We start from the raw sequence: 15,629 nt of genomic DNA, 5'->3' as shown, positions 1-15,629 counted from the left end.
AAATTGGGCGCCTTGGCTGTTGCAACTGCAGAGTCCGTCAGCGGATTACGCCCTTCGGGACGCCGCAGACGAGATTTCGCCAATGCCGACTCATCGTACCGGAGAGCCCTGGGGCGGGGCCACCTATAACGGTTTTGCCGGCCCGGCTCCTGCGACGCCGGCGGCGGCCCCGCCGCACCGGGAGAGCATCACCAAGAAGACCCTGCTCGGCGGCCTGGCCGCCGCCACGGCCGCGGGCCTGCTGTTCGGCCTCTGGGCCCGGCCCGAGTTCGGCGAGGATGGCCGCGCCCGCGAGCCGATGAAGGCGGTCGCGCCCGTGCCCGCGGAGGCGCCGGCCACGCAGGTGGCGATCGAGGTCATGCCGCCGGTGATCACGCCCGCGCCGGAAGCGCCCGCGCCGCTGGAAGTGATGCCGCAGGACCTGGCGCGCGCCGCCGAAGCGTCCCGCCCGGTGATCGCGCCGGCGCCTGTGGTCCGCAGGCCGCCGCCGGTCCAGGTGGCCAGGGCCGTGCCGCAATCGCCGGCGTCAGCCGTGGTGCGCGAGGCGCCGCCCGCCCGGACCGCGGTGGTGCGCGAGGCGCCGCCGGCCCGGACCGCGGTGGTGCGGCCGCAGCCCTTGCCCCAGACGGCGTCCGTCGACCGCGACGTGAGGCCGAGCTTCAACTGCCGCTACGCCCGCAGCCGGTCGGAACAGCTGGTCTGCGGCGACTCCGAGCTGGCCATGCTGGACCGGCGGCTGAACCGGGCCTTCGACCGGGCGGTGGGCTCGGGCATCCCCTACCGCGAGCTGCGCCGCGAGCAGGACGACTGGCTCTCCATCCGCGAAGACGCGGCTAGGCGCTCGCCCGAGGCGGTCGCCAGCGTCTACCGCCAGCGCATCCGCGAGCTGAACGCCATCGCCGAAGACGACTTCTAGGGCGCTCGGGCCAAGTGGGAGCCGGTTCGCCGCCCCGAGCGCGCGCCAGCTAAGAGGCGCGCGCTAGCTGAGAGGGGAGCGCCGCCAAGCGCAAAGCGGTCCCTACTTTTGCTGCTGCGCTCAGCCCAGCATGTCCTTCACGGTGTCGCGCTCGCCGACCAGCTCGTCGTTGGTGATCTTGATCTTCGACTTGGCGAAGTCGTCCATCTGGTAGTCGGTGACCACCTCGTAGGACCCCGGCTGGGTGGTCTTCACCGGCATGCCGGCCCAGACACCCTCGGCGAAGCCATAGCGGCCTTCCGAGCTCACCGCGACGGAGTGCACCTTGCCCGGGGTGACCAGGTCGCGGACGTGGTCGATCAGGGCGTTGGCCGCCGAGGCCGCCGAGGACTGGCCGCGGGCCTCGATGATCGCCGCGCCGCGCTTGCCCACCGTCGGCAGGTAGTCGTTGGCCAGCCAGGCCTCGTCGCCGATCACGTCGCGGGCGGCCTTGCCGCCGATCTTGGCGTGGGTGAAGTCGGCGAACATGGTCGGCGAGTGGTTGCCGTAGATGAACAGCTCGCTGACGTCGTTGATCGAGACGCCGGCCTTCTGCGCCAGCTGGGCGCGGCCGCGGTTCTCGTCGAGGCGCACCATCGCGGTGAACCGGTCGGCAGTCAGGCGCTTGGCCTGGGAGGCCGCGATCATGCAGTTGGTGTTGCAGGGGTTGCCGACCACCGCGACCCGGGCGTCGTCGGCCGCCACGCGGTCGATGGACTGGCCCTGCGCGATGAAGATCTTGCCGTTGTCCTTCAGGAGGTCGGCGCGCTCCATGCCGGGGCCGCGGGGCTTGGAACCCACCAGCAGGCACCAGTTGGCGTCCTTGAAGGCCACGTCGGCCTCGCCGGTCAGCACCATGTCCTGCAGCAGCGGGAAGGCGCAGTCCTCCAGCTCCATGGCCACACCCTTCAGCGCCTTCTGCGGGCCTTCGACCGGGATCTCCAGCAGCTGCAGGATCACCGGCTGGTCGGGCCCGAGCATGGCGCCGGAGGCGATGCGGAAGAGGAGGGCGTAGCCGATGTTGCCGGCCGCGCCGGTGACCGCCACGCGGACAGGGGGCTTCGTCGCCATGAGGTGCTCCAGGAACTGAAAGAGGTCGCGGCGTCGCCGCGGTCGGCGGCTGCCTATCCCAAGGGGCCCGTTGCTGCAACGGTGGCGCCGTGCTGAATGAGGCGATGGCCCACCTGGACCCCGCCTTCGCCGCCACCTCCGAGGCGCTCGGAGAGCTCGCGCTCTGCCACGCGCGGCTGCAGGGCGACGCGCGGTTCCCGTGGGTGGTGCTGATCCCGAAGGTGGCGGGCGCCCGCGAGCTGGAGGACCTGGCGCCGGGCGAGCGCGACGTGCTGATGGAGGAGATCGTACGGGCCGGCGAGGCGGTGCGCGCCGTGGGCCTGGCGCTCGGCCGCAGGATCGAGAAGCTCAACGTCGGCCAGCTGGGCAACGTGACGCCGCAGCTGCACGTCCACGTGGTCGGCCGGCGCTCGGACGATCCGGCGTGGCCCGGGCCGGTGTGGGGCGCGGGCGCCGCCGAGCGGTACCGTCCGGAAGACTTGGCGCTGGCGGTCCAGGCCGCCCGCAGGGCGCTGGGGCTCTAGGGCGTCCGGCGGAGCGTCACGGCGCGCGCCTCGCCCTTCTCGGTGAGCCGCCCGCTCCAGCGGCCGTCCGAGCCGCCGGTGAGCTCGGCCACCGCGCCCTCGGCGAACCTCAGGATCATCTCGTCGCCGACCCGCTCCACCTGGTCGATAAAGCCGGACCCCGCCGGCGCGCCCTTGCGGCGCAGGTCGAGCCAGGCGCCTTCGACCGAGCCCCGGCCCTTGTCCACCAGCCGGAACGAATAGAGGTCGCCCCCCGGGCCGGAGAGCGTCCAGCCGCCGTCGAGCGGCCCCTGGAACCCCTGCGCCGAGGCGAAGGACGAGCGGACCCGCGACTCATAGGCGAGGTCGCGGGTGGTCGGCGGCGCGTCGGGCGATTTGCCCGTCTCGTCGATGTGCACAGGGGCAGTCAGCTGCGGCCGGGGTCGGGGAGGCTCGACCGGCACGGCGAGCGAAGGCTGGATCTCGGGCGCGGTCGGGACCTCCGGCTCCTCGTCGTCCTCGACCGGCGCGGGCTCCTCCTGCTGGCGATCGAGCAGCTCGCCGATCGGGTCGGCAGGCTGCGCCCACCCGGGCGAAGCCAGCAGTGCGATCAGCAGGACAGCGGCTTGGAGCCTCATCTTCCTCTCATGTGTCGTGAGCCGCGATGGCGTCGGCCACCGCGATCAGACGACGCGCCTCGGCCAGGTGCAAGCGCTCGACCATCCGCCCCTCGACCTTCAGCACCCCTTTGCCGGCGTTTTCCGGCGAATCGAAGGCCTGCGCCACCGTCCGCGCCCAGGCGACCGCCGCCGGCTCCGGCGAGAAGGCGCAGTTGGCCGTCTGCAGATGGCTCGGATGGATCAGGGTCTTGCCGTCGAAGCCGAGCTCGGCGCCCTGCCGGCACTCCCGCTCGAGCCCCTCTAGGTCGGGGATGTCGTTGTAGACGCCGTCCAGGATCACCAGCCCATGGGCCCGCGCGGCCATGACGCTCATCGCCAGCGCCGGCAGCAGCGGCGCGCGCTCGGGTCCGGGCCGGCAGCGCATCTCCTTCACGAGGTCGTTGAAGCCGATCACCCAGACGTCGCAGCCCGCCTCGCGGCTGGCGCGGCCGAGCGCATCCAACGCGAACATCGCCTGGCAGGTCTCCACCATGGCCCACAGCCGCGCGCGCCCCTTCAGTCCCGCAGCATAGGCGGCGAGCGCCTCGGCCGAGCCCACCTTCGGGGCCAGCACCGCGTCGGGCCCGGCGGCCGCGGCGGCCTCGAGGTCCTCGGCGCCCCACTCCGTGTCGAGCCCGTTGACCCGGATCACCACCTCGCGCGCCCCGAACCCGCCGGCGCGCACCGCCTCCACGGCCGCGGCGCGCGCTTCCGCCTTGGCGTCCGGCCCGACGGAGTCCTCGAGGTCCAGGATCACCACGTCGCAGGCCAGGCCGCGAGCCTTCTCCACGGCACGCGCGTTGGACGCGGGCAGGTAGAGCGCGCTGCGGCGGGGACGAGCGGAAACGGTCATCGAAGGCGCCTTATGCGCTTGGCGGGTCCCCAGGTTTAGCGGCTAGGATGGCGCCATGACCACACGGTTCGATCCGGGGGCCCGCAATGTGCTGGGCGGCGAGCTGAAGCCCTGTTCCACCCGGCCGATGACCGGCTTCTTCCGCAACGGCTGCTGCGAGACCAGCCACGAGGACGTGGGCATGCACACCGTCTGCGCGGTGATGACGGCGGAGTTCCTGGCCTTCTCCCGCGCGGCGGGCAACGACCTCTCGACGCCCGTTCCGGAGTACGGCTTCCCGGGCCTGAAGCCCGGCGACCGCTGGTGCCTCTGCGCCCCGCGCTGGAAGGAAGCCCTCGACGCCGAGGCCGCGCCCGGCGTGGTGCTGGAGGCCACCCACGAGGAGACGCTCGCCATCGTTCCGCTTGGCATCCTCAAGGACCACGCGGTGGAGGCCTAGAGCGGGTACTCGGCTTCCAGGCGGTAGCGGGAGCCTTCCTTGGTCTGGCGGCTGGAGAACAGGCCGAAGCTCTCGACGGGGATGGGCGGCGACTTGAGCAGGTTGTTGCCCTGGATCCAGCGGGCGACCACGTCGGGATCGGGATTGCGCAGGTAAGCCAGCGTCACGTGCGGGCGGTAGTTGCGGCCCTCGGCCTTCAGGCCGGCGCGCCGCGCCGCCGTCTCGCAGGCGGCCGCCAGCCGGCGCAGCGGCTCGCTCTCGGCGACGCCGGCCCAGATGGCGTGGATCTCGCGGCCCTCGCCGAAGGCGCCCGCACCCTCCAGCACCATGTCGAACGGCTGCCCCCCAACCCCGGCAAGCTCGGCGTCCAGGTCGCGCGCCACGTCCTCGCGCAGATCGCCGAAGAACCGCAGGGTCACGTGCAGGGCCTCGAGCGGGCGCCAGCGGGCGCCGTCGATCCCCTGCTGGCGGCGGGACAGCGCAAGCCCGATCTGCTCAGGTATCGGAACGGCGGCGAAGAGGCGGATCATCCCGCCTAGTTAGCCTGCGGCGAGGCCCTTCGCCACGACGGGCGCCAGGCGCCGTGCGATCACCGTCACCCCTGCCGCGTTCGGGTGGATCCCGTCGGGCTGGTTCAGGCGCGAGTTCAAGGCCACGCCGGCCAGCAGGTCCGGCAGGAACAGCACGCCATGCTTCCTGGCCACGCTCGAAAAGGCGCCGTTGAACGCGCTGGCGTACCCTCCGCCCAGCAGCGGCGGCACCTGCACGCCGGCCAGGACCACGGTGACGCCGCGCGCCTTCAGCCGGGTAACGATGCGGTCGAGGTTGGCGCGCACCCGCGAGGGGTCTTCGCCGGTGAGCAGGTCGTTGCCGCCCAGCGCGACGACGCAGACGTCGGCGCCCTTGGGGACGGCGCGGTCCACCCGCGCCGCGCCGCCGGCGGTGGTGTCGCCGGAACGTCCGGCGGGAATCACCCGGGCCGGCACGCCCATGCGGGCGAGCTCCGCCTGCAAGCGCGCCGGAAGCGCCTGGCTGGCCGGCAGGCCGTAGCCCGCGGTGATGGAGTCGCCCAGAATGGCGACGCTGCGGGCGGGCGCGGCCTTGGCCTCCGCCGCGAGGGTCGGCGCAGCCGCAAGGCCGACGGCGGCGGCCAGCACCGCCCGGCGGGAGCAGTTCGATGAACTCATGGCGTTGAATCTAGGAAACAATCGTGGCGGGCCAAGGGCATGCGGCGTCGCGCCCGGCCGACACGCGCAAAAGATCGATTTTGGAACCCCGCGCCTGGCAAGGCTCTTGCTTAGGCCTCGTGCGGCCCCGATATTCTGGGCTGCGTCCAATCCGGACGATGGAAACACAAGGGCTTTGCCTCTCATGAGCGACTTCAACCGCGGCTACGCGCGCACGATCCCCGCGGATCGCGCCGACATGTCGGTGGACGCGGGTCTTCGCAGCTTCATGCTCGGCGTCTACAACAAGATGGCGCTGGGCCTCGTGCTCTCCGCCGCCCTGGCGTGGGTGACGAGCTCGTTCCCGCCCGTACGCGACGCCATGTTCGTCGTGGCCAACGGCCGCGTCGGCTACAGCATCCTGGGCATGGTGGTGGCTTTCGCGCCGCTGGCCGTGCTGCTGTTCTCCGGCTTCGCGATCCGCAACCAGAGCCCGCGCTCGGCCAGCATCACCTACTGGACGGTGGTCAGCCTGATCGGCGCGTCCCTGGGCGTGCTGGCGCTGCGCTACACCGGCACGTCGATCGCCTCGACCTTCCTGGTCACGGCGACCGCCTTCGGCGCGCTGAGCCTCTTCGGCTACACGACGAAGAAGAACCTGACCGGCATGGGCAGCTTCCTGATCATGGGCGTCTGGGGCCTGCTGATCGCCGGCATCGTCAACATCTTCCTGGGGAGCCCGGCGATCGCCTTCGCCATCAGCGCCCTGGGCGTGTTGATCTTCGCGGGCCTCACCGCCTACGACACCCAGCGCCTGAAGATGCAGTACTACGAGCTGGGCGGCGACCAGGCGGCCATGGGCGTGGCCACCAGCTACGGCGCGCTCAGCCTCTACCTGGACTTCATCAACATGTTCCAGTTCCTGCTCGCCCTCTTCGGCGACCGCCGCTAAGGCGCAGCGCAGGACCGAACGACGAACCCCGGCGGGAAACCGCCGGGGTTTTTCTTTGCCTAATCGACCACCTTGAAGCGGCCGCGGTCGAAGAGGCGCAGGACCTGCTCCAGGTCGTGGCCGCGGCGCAGCACCACGCCGCCCTGCCCGATCACCGCCCAGGCGCCCTGCTTGCGGGCCAGGGCCGGGCGCTTTTCGATGCGGTAGAGCGGGGCTTCCGAGGCGCGGCGGAATACCGAGAAGGCGGCGAAGTCCGAGAGCCCGTCGATGGCGTAGTCGCGCCACTCGCCCGCGGCGACCATGCGGCCATAGAGACGGAGCAGCCGCTCCAGTTCGCGCCGTTCGAAGAAAACCCGCCCCTGGCCGGGCGCCGCATAGGACGGATCGAATGCCATTGCTGGGAAGCCTAGACCGAATCTCTCAAGGATGGCGAGGGGTTGGCGGCTGACATGGGGTGTGGGGCGGCCCGGGCAAGCGCCGCCGCCCGCCGCGAAATGACCTTATTTCCGTCCCCTCAGCGCCAGACGCGATCCGTTTATTGGGATGTGTCGGCTGGCAGGTCCTGCTGGTCCCGGATCCTGAACAGCCCCCCCAGCCCCCCTGGATTGGCGAACCGGTCAGCCGACACATTCTTCCCCAGAACGCCAAGCCCCCGTCGACCTCTCCAGCGGCGGGGGCTTTCGTTTGCGCGACGGGTCAGGAGCCCTGCTGCTCCACCGCCAGGATGCGCCCGCCGCGGGCGGCCTGGACCAGGACCACGGTGCGCAGCCCGTCTTCGGCCGGCCTGACGCGGTAGGCCGTCGGTCGGCCCTTCCACGGCCCCAGCCGCTTCAGCTCGCGCACCACGTTCTTCTGCACCACCGTGCGGCCGCGGTTGTCACCGCTCCTGACCTGCACCTCCTGCTCGCGCGGGTCGTAGCGCACCAGCCAGACCTCGGCGCCGCCCCTGGGCGGACGGCCGCCGCCCACATCCACGCGGCGCGGCCCGATGAAGGCGATGTCGGGCGGGTTCTTGCGGGCGGCCAGCGCCTCTCGCAGCAGCCGTTCCACCTGCTCCTCGCGCAGTCCGGGAGCCTGGTCGCGGCCGTCCACCACCACCTGGGGCGTGTAGGGTTCGCGCAGGTCCAGGCGCGCCACATAAGCCTTCTGGCGATCGGAGAACTCCGGCTTGGCGAAGGTGTCTTCCCAGCCGAGGTAGTCCCAGTAGTCCACGGGGAAGGTCAGCACGAGCAGGTCCGGCCGCGCGGCGAGCTTGGCCGCGTACTGGTTGGCCTCGCCGCAGTTGGCGCAGCCCTGGGCGGTGTAGAGCTCCACCACCACGGGGGGCTTGGCCTGCGCGGCCACCGGGCCGGCGAGGAGCAACAGGCTGAGAAGCAGCGCGGCCTTCCGCATCGCGCGGCACTTAAGCGGAGTTCTGGAGGGGGAGCGGTTCAACAAGGTGTGAGTAGAAGCCGGCGGCCGGTCCGTAAGGGTCCGGCCGCCGATCTCATGGCTCAGACGGCCTGGCGGGCCAGGCTGCGCAGCACGTAGTTCAGCACCCCGCCGTGCTTGAAGTACTCGAGCTCCGTCGGGGTATCGATGCGGCAGCGGACCGGGAAGCGGGCGATGCGGCCGTCGCTCGGACGGTACATCTCCACGATCAGCTGCTTGCGCGGCGCCAGCTCGGTGAGGCCGCGGATGGTCACGATCTCTTCGCCGGTCAGGCCCAGCTTGTGCCAGCCTTCCTGGGTGAACTGCAGCGGCAGCACGCCCATGCCGACCAGGTTCGAGCGGTGGATGCGCTCGAAGCTCTCGGCCACCACGGCGCGGACGCCCAGCAGCTTGGTGCCCTTGGCCGCCCAGTCACGCGACGAGCCGGTGCCGTATTCCTTGCCGGCGAACACCACGAGCGGGCGGCCCTCCGACTGGTAGCGCATGGCCGCGTCGTAGATCGACATCACCTCCTGCGACGGGAAGTGCTTGGTCACCCCGCCCTCGATCTCCGGCGTGATCCGGTTGCGGATGCGGATGTTGGCGAAGGTGCCCCGCATCATGATCTCGTGGTTGCCCCGACGCGCGCCGTAGGAGTTGAACTCCGACTGCGGCACCTGGTGCTCACGCAGGTAGACACCGGCGGGCGAGGTGGCCTTGATCGAGCCGGCCGGCGAGATGTGGTCGGTGGTGATGCTGTCGCCGAAGACGCCCAGGACGCGCGCCTCGATGATGTCCTTCACCGGGGTGGGCTCCATGGACATGCCCTGGAAGTAGGGCGGGTTCTGCACGTAGGTGGAGCCCATCTCCCAGGCGTAGGTCTGGCCGCCGGTGATCTTGATCCCCTGCCAGTTCTTGTCGCCCTTGAAGACGTCGGAGTAGCGCGAGGCGAACATCTTGTTCGTCACGTGCTTGCGCTGCAGGGCGGCGATCTCGTCGGTGGTCGGCCAGATGTCGCGCAGGTAGACGGGCTGGCCGTCCTTGCCTTCGCCGAGCGGCTGGGTGGCCAGGTCGATCTGCATCGAGCCGGCCAGGGCGTAGGCCACCACCAGCGGCGGCGAGGCCAGGTAGTTGGCGCGCACGTCGGGGTTCACCCGGCCCTCGAAGTTGCGGTTGCCCGAGAGCACCGAGACCGCCACGAGGTCGTGCTTGTTGATAGCGTCCGATACTGGCTCCGGCAGCGGACCGGAGTTGCCGATGCAGGTGGTGCAGCCGTAGCCCACCAGGTTGAAACCCAACGAATCCAAATGCTTGGTCAGGCCCGCCGACTTCAGGTAGTCGGTCACCACCTGCGATCCTGGAGCAAGAGAGGTCTTCACCCAGGGCTTCACCTGGAGACCCTTTTCCACCGCCTTCTTGGCCACCAGCCCCGCGGCGATCAGCACGCTGGGGTTGGACGTGTTGGTGCAGGAGGTGATGGCCGCGATGACCACGTCGCCATGGCCGAGGTCGAAGTTCTCGCCCTCCACCGGCACGCGCTGGGCCATCTGCTCGGCCTTGGCGAAGTCGCCGCTAAGCGCAGTCTTGAACTCCGCCGCCGCCTCGGTGAGCAGCACCCGGTCCTGCGGCCGCTTGGGGCCGGCCAGCGAGGCCGCGACGGAGCCCAGGTCGAGCTCAAGGCTGTCGGTGAACACCGGGTCCGGATCGGCCGGGTCGAGCCACAGGCCCTGCTGCTTGGCATAGGCCTCCACCAGCGCCACCCGAGCCGGGTCGCGGTTGGTGGCGGTCAGGTAGTCCAGCGTCGCCTGGGTGATCGGGAAGAAGCCGCAGGTCGCGCCGTACTCCGGCGCCATGTTGGAGATGGTCGCCTGGTCCTCGAGCGTGAGGTTCAGCAGGCCGGGGCCGTAGAACTCCACGAACTTGCCGACCACGCCCTTCTTGCGGAGCATCTGGGTGACGGTGAGCACCAGGTCGGTGGCCGTGGTGCCTTCGGCGAGCTTGCCGTCGAGCCGGAAGCCGATGACCTCCGGGATCAGCATCGGGATCGGCTGGCCGAGCATGGCGGCCTCCGCCTCGATACCGCCCACGCCCCAGCCCAGCACCGAAAGGCCGTTGACCATGGTGGTGTGGGAATCGGTGCCGACCACCGTGTCCGGATAGGCGACCGGCATGCCGGCGTCGTCGCTCAGCCACACGGTCTGCGCCAGGTACTCCAGGTTCACCTGGTGGCAGATGCCGGTGCCCGGCGGCACCACGCGGAAGTTGTTGAAGGCCGAGGAGCCCCAGCGCAGGAAGCGGTAGCGCTCCATGTTGCGCTCGTACTCGCGGTCCACATTGCGGTCGAAGGCCTTGGCCTGGCCGAAGAAGTCCACCATCACCGAATGGTCGATCACGAGGTCGACGGGGTTCAGCGGGTTGATCTTCTCCGGGTTCGCGCCCAGCTGGGTCATCGCGTCCCGCATGGCGGCGAGGTCCACCACCGCCGGCACGCCGGTGAAGTCCTGCATCAGCACGCGCGCGGGGCGAAAGCTGATCTCGTGCTCGACCGCGCCCTTGTTCTCGACCCAGGCGGCGACCGCCCTCAGGTCGTCCCCGCCGACGGACTCGCCGTCCTCGTTGCGAAGCAGGTTCTCGAGCAGCACCTTCATGGACTTCGGCAGGCGCGAGACGCCCGAAAGTCCCGCTTCCTCCGCCGCGCGAAGGCTGTAGTAAGCATAGGTCTTGTCGCCCACCACGAGCTCGCGGCGGGTTCTGAGGCTGTCTACTGACGCCATTTAGGGGATCCTCTCTCTGTTCCCGGCCGCATCACGTCCACCACAGGGATCGCGCGCTTTTAGAGGCGGACTCACAGGTTCCGTCCCCGCGCGGCGTACGTCCCCCGGGGCGACGGCGGCCGGGCGCTTCATAGGCCGAACCGTCCGCGGCGTCCATGCGCGCGGGGGGGGCGGGTGATCAGGTCGGTGGAGCTGAGGGACGTCGCGATCCGGCGCGGCGGGCGGCTGCTGTTCTCCGGGCTGGGACTCGACCTCGCCGAGGGGGAGGCCTGCGCGCTGACCGGCGCCAACGGCGCGGGCAAGACCAGCCTGTTGCGGGCCATCGCGGGGCTGGTGCGCCTGGAGGCGGGCGAGATCGGCTTCGGCGCGCTCGACGCGGGCGAGGCGCGCGGCGCCGGCCTGCACCTGGTCGGCCACCAGGATGGGCTGAAGCCCGCCCGCACCGCCGCCGAGGAGCTCGGCTTCTGGAGCCGCTGGACGGGCGGGACGCCGGAGACCAGCGCCGCGGCCGCCGAGGCGCTGGAGCTGACGCCGCTGCAGGGCCTGGAGGTGAGACGCCTCTCCGCCGGACAGCGGCGCAGGCTGGCGCTCTCCCGCGTGCTTGCCTCGCCGCGGCCGCTCTGGCTGCTGGACGAGCCGCTGTCGCCGCTCGACGCGCGCTGGCGGGTCCGCTTCGGCGAGATCATGCAGCGACACCTGGACGGCGGCGGCCTCATCGTCGCCGCGGTCCACGACCCGCTGCCGGTGAAATCCAGGTCGCTGGAGATCGCGGCGTGAGCCGGCTCTCCCTCCTGCTCGCCCGCGAGGCGGCGCTGGCGTGGGGCCGCGGCGGCGGGCCCCTGGTCAGCGTCGGCTTCTACGCCGGTGTCGGCACCCTGGTGCCGCTGGCCATCGGGCCGGAGCCGCAGCGGCTGGCGGCGGTGGCGCCCGGGATTGCGTGGGTGGCGCTGGCGCTGGCGTCCCTGCTCTCGCTGGAGCGGCTGTTCGAACGGGACTACGAGGATGGCGCGCTGGATCTGCTGGCGCTCTCGCCGACGCCGCTGGAGCTCACCTGCGCCATCAAGTGCTTCGGCCAGTGGCTGGCCACCGGCGCGCCGCTGGCGCTGGCCGCGCCGGTGGCCGCCATCGCGCTCGGCGCCCCACCCAGTCTCGCGCCGCTGGTGTTCGCCTGCGCGCTCGCCGGCGGCCTGGCCTTCTCGTTCGTCGGCGGCATCGGCGCGGCGCTCAGCCTCGGCGCGCGGCGCGGCGGGCTGCTGACGGCGGTGATCGTCCTGCCGCTGTTCGTCCCGCCGGTGATCTTCGGCGGCGGCGCACTGGACGCGTTTGCGGGCGGCCTGGCCTGGCAGCCGGGGTTCGCGCTGCTCGGCGCCTATGCCCTCGCGGCCGTCGCGCTCGGCCCGCTCGCCATGGCCGCCGCCTGTCGGAACGCGCTCTCCTGAAGGATTACGAAAGCTTCACCTGCGATGGCGCCGTTTCGCCACCTTCCGGCAGGAGCTTCCGCTAACCTCGACCTTACAGAGAGACGCGGAGGACAGCCATGTCACGACGTACCAACCTGCTCATCGCCGGCGCGGCGCTCGTCGCCGTCGGCGCCACGGCCGCGACCGCCTACGCACAGGCCCAGACGGATCGTCCGGCCGAGCGCCGCGTGCAGCGCGAAGTCCGCATCGAGCGCGACGGCGACCGCGTCATCGTCCAGCGCGACGGGAAGCGCCGCGTCGTGCGGCTCGGCCCCGGCCGAGAACACATCGCGATGCACCGAGATCCCAAGGAGCAGACCGAGCACCTGCGCAACATCCTGCAGCTGCGCCCCAACCAGGAAGCCGCCCTGGCCGCCTATGTCGAGGCGATGAAGCCCAAGGACCGCACCGTCCGGATGGAGGCGCGAGACGACCGTCCCGACACGACGCCCGAGAAGCTGGCCCGCATGGAGCGCCGGATCGCCGAGCGCGAAGCGGAGCAGAAGGCCCGCATCGACGCCGTGCGCCGCTTCTACAACCAGCTGGACGAGCGCCAGAAGAAGGCTTTCGACGAGCTGCCGCTGATGATCGGCCCGGGCGCCATGCCCGCGCCGTTCCGGGCCTTGCGGATCAACCTGCCGCGCGGGGAGCTGCCGCACGTGCAGTTCCCGCCGGAGCATTTCGGCCACGAGATGCCCCGCCCGCCGGCGCCGCCCGCGCCTCCTGAGCCGCCGCGGCTGTAAGAGACGGCGACTTGCGACGCACGCCGCCGGGGTCTAAGCCGCAAGGCCGATGATCCCGGCGCCCGCCTTCCTGACGAACCCCGAGCGGTTCATGGCCTTTTCGCGCTGGGCGGCCCCGCTGCTCGGCGCGATCGCCGTCGTGCTGGCCGCCGTCGGCCTCTACCTCGCCTTCTCCGCGCCCGAGGACTACCAGCAGGGCGACACCGTGCGGATCATGTTCATCCACATCGGCGCAGCCTGGATGTGCATGTTCATCTACGTCTGCCTGGGCGTGGCGAGTTTCCTCGGCGTTGTGTTCCGGCACGCGCTCGCCGACGCGGCCGCTGCGGCCGCCGCCCCGCTGGGCGCCGGCTTCACCTTCCTCACCCTCGCCACGGGCTCGCTGTGGGGCCGGCCCATGTGGGGCGCCTGGTGGGTCTGGGACGCCCGGCTGACGTCGGTGCTGGTGCTCTTCCTCTTCTACCTGGCCTACATCGCCCTGCGGGCGTCGCTGGACGACGAGGCGAAGGCCAGCCGCGCGGCGGGGATCCTGGCAATGGTCGGCCTGGTGAACCTGCCGATCGTCCACTTCAGCGTCGAATGGTGGAACAGCCTGCACCAGGGCGCTTCGGTGTTCCGTGGCGAAGGCCCTGCCATGCCCCCCGAGTACTGGATCCCCGTGATCCTCGTGGCGCTGGGCTACATGGCCGGGTTCGGCTCTCTGTGGCTGGTCCGCATCCGCGGAGAGGTCTGGAAGCGGCGCGCCGAAGTGGCGGCGCTCAGGGCGGCGAGGGCCTGATGCTCGATTTCGACGCCGGCAAGTACGCGCCCTACGTCTGGGGCGCCTTCGCCGTCACCGCGCTGGTGCTGGGCGGGCTCGTCGTTTCGTCGCTGTCGTTCGCGCGCCGCTGGCGCAAGCGGGCCGAGGAGCTCGGACGCAAGTGAGCCGCTGGGTCGCGCTGATCCCGCTCCTGGTGCTGGTGGCGCTCGGCGGCCTGTTCGGCCTCTACGCGCTCAAGCGCAACACCGCCGAGTACCAGCCGCACACAATGGTGGGGAAGCCGGTCCCCAACCTCGACCTGCCCACCCTGGCGGAGGGCCAGCCGGTGAATCTCAAGGAGATCGCCTCGGAAGGTCCGATGCTGGTCAACTTCTTCGCCTCCTGGTGCGCGCCATGCGAGATCGAGCATCCCGTGCTGGTCGCGATGAAGGCCGAGAAGGTCCGCGTGGTGGGCATCGCCTACAAGGACAAGCCGACCCAGACCCAGGCCTTCCTGACCCGGCTGGGCGATCCGTTCGCCGAGATCCTGGTGGACCAGGACGGCCGCGCAGGCATCGAGTTCGGCGTGACGGCGGTGCCGGAGACCTACCTGGTCGGCCGCGACGGCACGATCCTGGCAAAGCACGTGGGACCGCTGGACGAGGCGCAGGCCCGGGCGCTCGCCGCGAAGATGCGCTGACGCGGACAAGGTTAGCGACGCGTTAACCATGTTTCGCGAGCCTTGGGCCTGTGAACCCCGCCCGCCCCTCCAACGTCCCGCCTGGATCGTCCCAGGCCCATATCCAGCGCCCGATGGACCCGGCGCGCGCCGCCGCCCAGCGGGCGTTCTTCGAGGCCGCCCTCGGCCGCGCTCCGGCGGCCGCGGCGCCTCAGGCGGCTGCAGCGCCGTCGGCTCCCAAGCCTCTCCAGCGGACGCCCGAGGCGGGCGCCCCCAAGCCGGAAAAGCTGCTGCGCCCCGGCTCGCTGCTCGACATCCGGGTTTGAGCATTCGGTCTGCCTATGGTGCAGCTAACCTTTTGAAAAATTAACTTTCTTTGTCCGGAACGGCTCGCGCGGCGGGCGAGTTACGCCCCTGAGCAAGGGACGGACCCTCAAATGCAAGTTCGCGAGGACAGGATTTACGAGGAAGCCAGCGCGCTCTGGCGCGAGCTCTTCAACGAGCCGCCGCCGATCCGCGCGGACGGCGCCATGATGCTCGACGTGATCATGAAGAGCCTCCCGGAGAAGGGCTACGAACGTCTGGCGTCGCCCTACCTGCGGCCGTCGACCATCGCAGGCCCGAATATAGATCCCGCTAGCGCCTAGCCGCGCTGCGGGCCGCGGGCTTGGGCGCCGGCTTCGGCACGGGCTTCGGCCGTGGCTTGGTCGCCCTCGAGGCGGGCCTCGGCTCCGGCGCGGGTTCCGCCGCCTCGCCGGCCTTGACCAGCTCGCGCAGCATGGACACCAGCGACTGTCGCTTGGACGCCTCGCCGAGCATCTTCAGGAGCCGCTGGTCGGCGCGCGCCATCTTCGGGCCGGCATCGTCCAGTACGCGCCGGCCGGCCGGCGTCAGGCGCACGGCGTTAGCACGCGCGTCGGCGGCGGAGCGTTCGCGGGCGAGCAGGCCCCGGGCGATCATGCGGGCGGCCATGTCCGCCAGCGTCGAGCGGTCGATGCCGGTCACCCGCACCAGGTCGCTCTGGTTGGCGCCCTCGTAGTCGGCGACCGCCGCCAGCAGGGCGAACTGCCGCTGGGTGATCGAGCCGGGCCCGAATTCCTGCGCATACACGTCAAGCGCGAGTTGCTGCGCACGATGCAGCAACTGGCTTGGCGAGCGATCCAGTGCTCCGACACCGCCTTTGGACGACTTGGCCCTGGCCATCGATCTAGCTCCCACCCGAGTCC

Annotated in this window: 21 protein-coding genes; 12 read left to right on the top strand and 9 right to left on the bottom strand. The window is 71.0% G+C overall.

The window, feature by feature from the left end; all coding sequences use genetic code 11:
* Positions 1-82 precede the first annotated feature (82 nt).
* Positions 83-916, top strand: a complete 834-nt coding sequence (locus VIL76_RS14645) for a hypothetical protein (protein WP_332045771.1) — start codon at positions 83-85, stop codon at positions 914-916.
* A gap of 120 nt (positions 917-1,036) precedes the next feature.
* Here VIL76_RS14645 and VIL76_RS14640 read toward each other — a convergent pair whose 3' ends face one another.
* The gene (locus VIL76_RS14640; RefSeq protein WP_332045770.1) at positions 1,037-2,026 is read right to left on the bottom strand and encodes a malate dehydrogenase; all 990 of its coding nucleotides are present in this window, start codon (positions 2,024-2,026) and stop codon (positions 1,037-1,039) included.
* A 104-nt stretch (positions 2,027-2,130) separates the two neighbouring features.
* Here VIL76_RS14640 and VIL76_RS14635 point away from each other — a divergent pair, with 104 nt between their 5' ends.
* Positions 2,131-2,550 (top strand): HIT family protein, encoded by a 420-nt coding sequence (locus tag VIL76_RS14635; protein WP_332045769.1) that lies wholly within the window; start codon positions 2,131-2,133, stop codon positions 2,548-2,550.
* Here VIL76_RS14635 and VIL76_RS14630 read toward each other — a convergent pair.
* Positions 2,547-3,167: a hypothetical protein gene (locus VIL76_RS14630; RefSeq protein WP_332045768.1), complete on the bottom strand. Its 621-nt coding sequence runs from the start codon at positions 3,165-3,167 to the stop codon at positions 2,547-2,549. The two genes, VIL76_RS14635 and VIL76_RS14630, sit on opposite strands and share 4 nt — an antisense overlap.
* 7 nt (positions 3,168-3,174) lie before the next feature.
* Complete coding sequence (locus tag VIL76_RS14625; protein ID WP_332045767.1) at positions 3,175-4,041, bottom strand: CoA ester lyase; 867 nt, start codon at positions 4,039-4,041, stop codon at positions 3,175-3,177.
* Between the two features lie 55 nt (positions 4,042-4,096).
* On the opposite strand from VIL76_RS14625, the gene VIL76_RS14620 reads away from it, so the two are divergent.
* The gene (locus tag VIL76_RS14620) at positions 4,097-4,480 is read left to right on the top strand and encodes a DUF2237 domain-containing protein (RefSeq protein ID WP_332045766.1); all 384 of its coding nucleotides are present in this window, start codon (positions 4,097-4,099) and stop codon (positions 4,478-4,480) included.
* Here VIL76_RS14620 and thpR read toward each other — a convergent pair.
* Together thpR and VIL76_RS14610 are read right to left on the bottom strand one after the other, a co-directional pair.
* Positions 4,477-5,010 (bottom strand): RNA 2',3'-cyclic phosphodiesterase, encoded by a 534-nt coding sequence (gene thpR / locus VIL76_RS14615; protein WP_332045765.1) that lies wholly within the window; start codon positions 5,008-5,010, stop codon positions 4,477-4,479. The genes VIL76_RS14620 and thpR overlap by 4 nt on opposite strands.
* A gap of 9 nt (positions 5,011-5,019) precedes the next feature.
* Positions 5,020-5,667, bottom strand: coding sequence for an arylesterase (locus VIL76_RS14610; protein ID WP_332045764.1), 648 nt, complete (start codon positions 5,665-5,667; stop codon positions 5,020-5,022).
* 184 nt (positions 5,668-5,851) lie between these two features.
* Here VIL76_RS14610 and VIL76_RS14605 point away from each other — a divergent pair, with 184 nt between their 5' ends.
* Positions 5,852-6,598 (top strand): Bax inhibitor-1/YccA family protein, encoded by a 747-nt coding sequence (locus tag VIL76_RS14605; RefSeq protein WP_332045763.1) that lies wholly within the window; start codon positions 5,852-5,854, stop codon positions 6,596-6,598.
* 59 nt (positions 6,599-6,657) lie between these two features.
* On the opposite strand, the gene VIL76_RS14600 is transcribed toward VIL76_RS14605, so the two are convergent.
* The 3 genes from VIL76_RS14600 to acnA all read right to left on the bottom strand — a co-directional run bounded on the left by VIL76_RS14600 (position 6,658) and on the right by acnA (position 10,782).
* Positions 6,658-6,993, bottom strand: a complete 336-nt coding sequence (locus VIL76_RS14600) for a DUF2794 domain-containing protein (protein ID WP_332045762.1) — start codon at positions 6,991-6,993, stop codon at positions 6,658-6,660.
* Positions 6,994-7,294: 301 nt separating this feature from the next.
* A complete protein-coding gene (locus VIL76_RS14595) occupies positions 7,295-7,990 on the bottom strand; it encodes a DUF1223 domain-containing protein (RefSeq protein WP_332045761.1) in 696 nt (231 codons plus the stop codon).
* Between the two features lie 101 nt (positions 7,991-8,091).
* Positions 8,092-10,782, bottom strand: coding sequence for an aconitate hydratase AcnA (gene acnA, locus VIL76_RS14590; protein WP_332045760.1), 2,691 nt, complete (start codon positions 10,780-10,782; stop codon positions 8,092-8,094).
* A gap of 174 nt (positions 10,783-10,956) precedes the next feature.
* Between acnA and ccmA the strand changes: the two genes are divergently transcribed.
* The 8 genes from ccmA (at position 10,957) to VIL76_RS14550 (ending at position 15,050) form a co-directional block, all read left to right on the top strand.
* Entirely contained in the window at positions 10,957-11,559 is a 603-nt protein-coding gene (gene ccmA, locus VIL76_RS14585) for a heme ABC exporter ATP-binding protein CcmA (RefSeq protein WP_332045759.1), read from the top strand.
* Positions 11,556-12,221, top strand: a complete 666-nt coding sequence (gene ccmB, locus VIL76_RS14580) for a heme exporter protein CcmB (RefSeq protein ID WP_332045758.1) — start codon at positions 11,556-11,558, stop codon at positions 12,219-12,221. Before ccmA ends, ccmB begins: the two co-directional genes overlap by 4 nt.
* Positions 12,222-12,319: 98 nt before the next feature.
* Complete coding sequence (locus tag VIL76_RS14575; protein ID WP_332045757.1) at positions 12,320-12,985, top strand: Spy/CpxP family protein refolding chaperone; 666 nt, start codon at positions 12,320-12,322, stop codon at positions 12,983-12,985.
* Positions 12,986-13,034: 49 nt separating this feature from the next.
* Complete coding sequence (locus VIL76_RS14570; protein ID WP_332045756.1) at positions 13,035-13,763, top strand: heme ABC transporter permease; 729 nt, start codon at positions 13,035-13,037, stop codon at positions 13,761-13,763.
* Positions 13,763-13,909: a heme exporter protein CcmD gene (ccmD, locus tag VIL76_RS14565; RefSeq protein ID WP_332045755.1), complete on the top strand. Its 147-nt coding sequence runs from the start codon at positions 13,763-13,765 to the stop codon at positions 13,907-13,909. Before VIL76_RS14570 ends, ccmD begins: the two co-directional genes overlap by 1 nt.
* Positions 13,906-14,424, top strand: a complete 519-nt coding sequence (locus VIL76_RS14560) for a DsbE family thiol:disulfide interchange protein (RefSeq protein ID WP_332045754.1) — start codon at positions 13,906-13,908, stop codon at positions 14,422-14,424. Before ccmD ends, VIL76_RS14560 begins: the two co-directional genes overlap by 4 nt.
* A 50-nt stretch (positions 14,425-14,474) precedes the next feature.
* Positions 14,475-14,729 carry a hypothetical protein gene (locus VIL76_RS14555; protein WP_332045753.1) on the top strand — a complete coding sequence of 85 codons (255 nt, stop codon included), beginning with the start codon at positions 14,475-14,477 and terminating at the stop codon, positions 14,727-14,729.
* Between the two features lie 111 nt (positions 14,730-14,840).
* Positions 14,841-15,050, top strand: coding sequence for a hypothetical protein (locus tag VIL76_RS14550; RefSeq protein ID WP_332045752.1), 210 nt, complete (start codon positions 14,841-14,843; stop codon positions 15,048-15,050).
* Here VIL76_RS14550 and VIL76_RS14545 read toward each other — a convergent pair.
* Positions 15,040-15,546 carry a MarR family winged helix-turn-helix transcriptional regulator gene (locus VIL76_RS14545; protein ID WP_332045751.1) on the bottom strand — a complete coding sequence of 169 codons (507 nt, stop codon included), beginning with the start codon at positions 15,544-15,546 and terminating at the stop codon, positions 15,040-15,042. The two genes, VIL76_RS14550 and VIL76_RS14545, sit on opposite strands and share 11 nt — an antisense overlap.
* Positions 15,547-15,629 lie beyond the last annotated feature (83 nt).

Source organism: Phenylobacterium sp. (assembly GCF_036563285.1).
GTDB lineage: Bacteria > Pseudomonadota > Alphaproteobacteria > Caulobacterales > Caulobacteraceae > Phenylobacterium.
The sequence above is the reverse complement of the archived record's forward strand: the minus strand, read 5'-3'. Positions and strand labels throughout refer to the sequence as shown.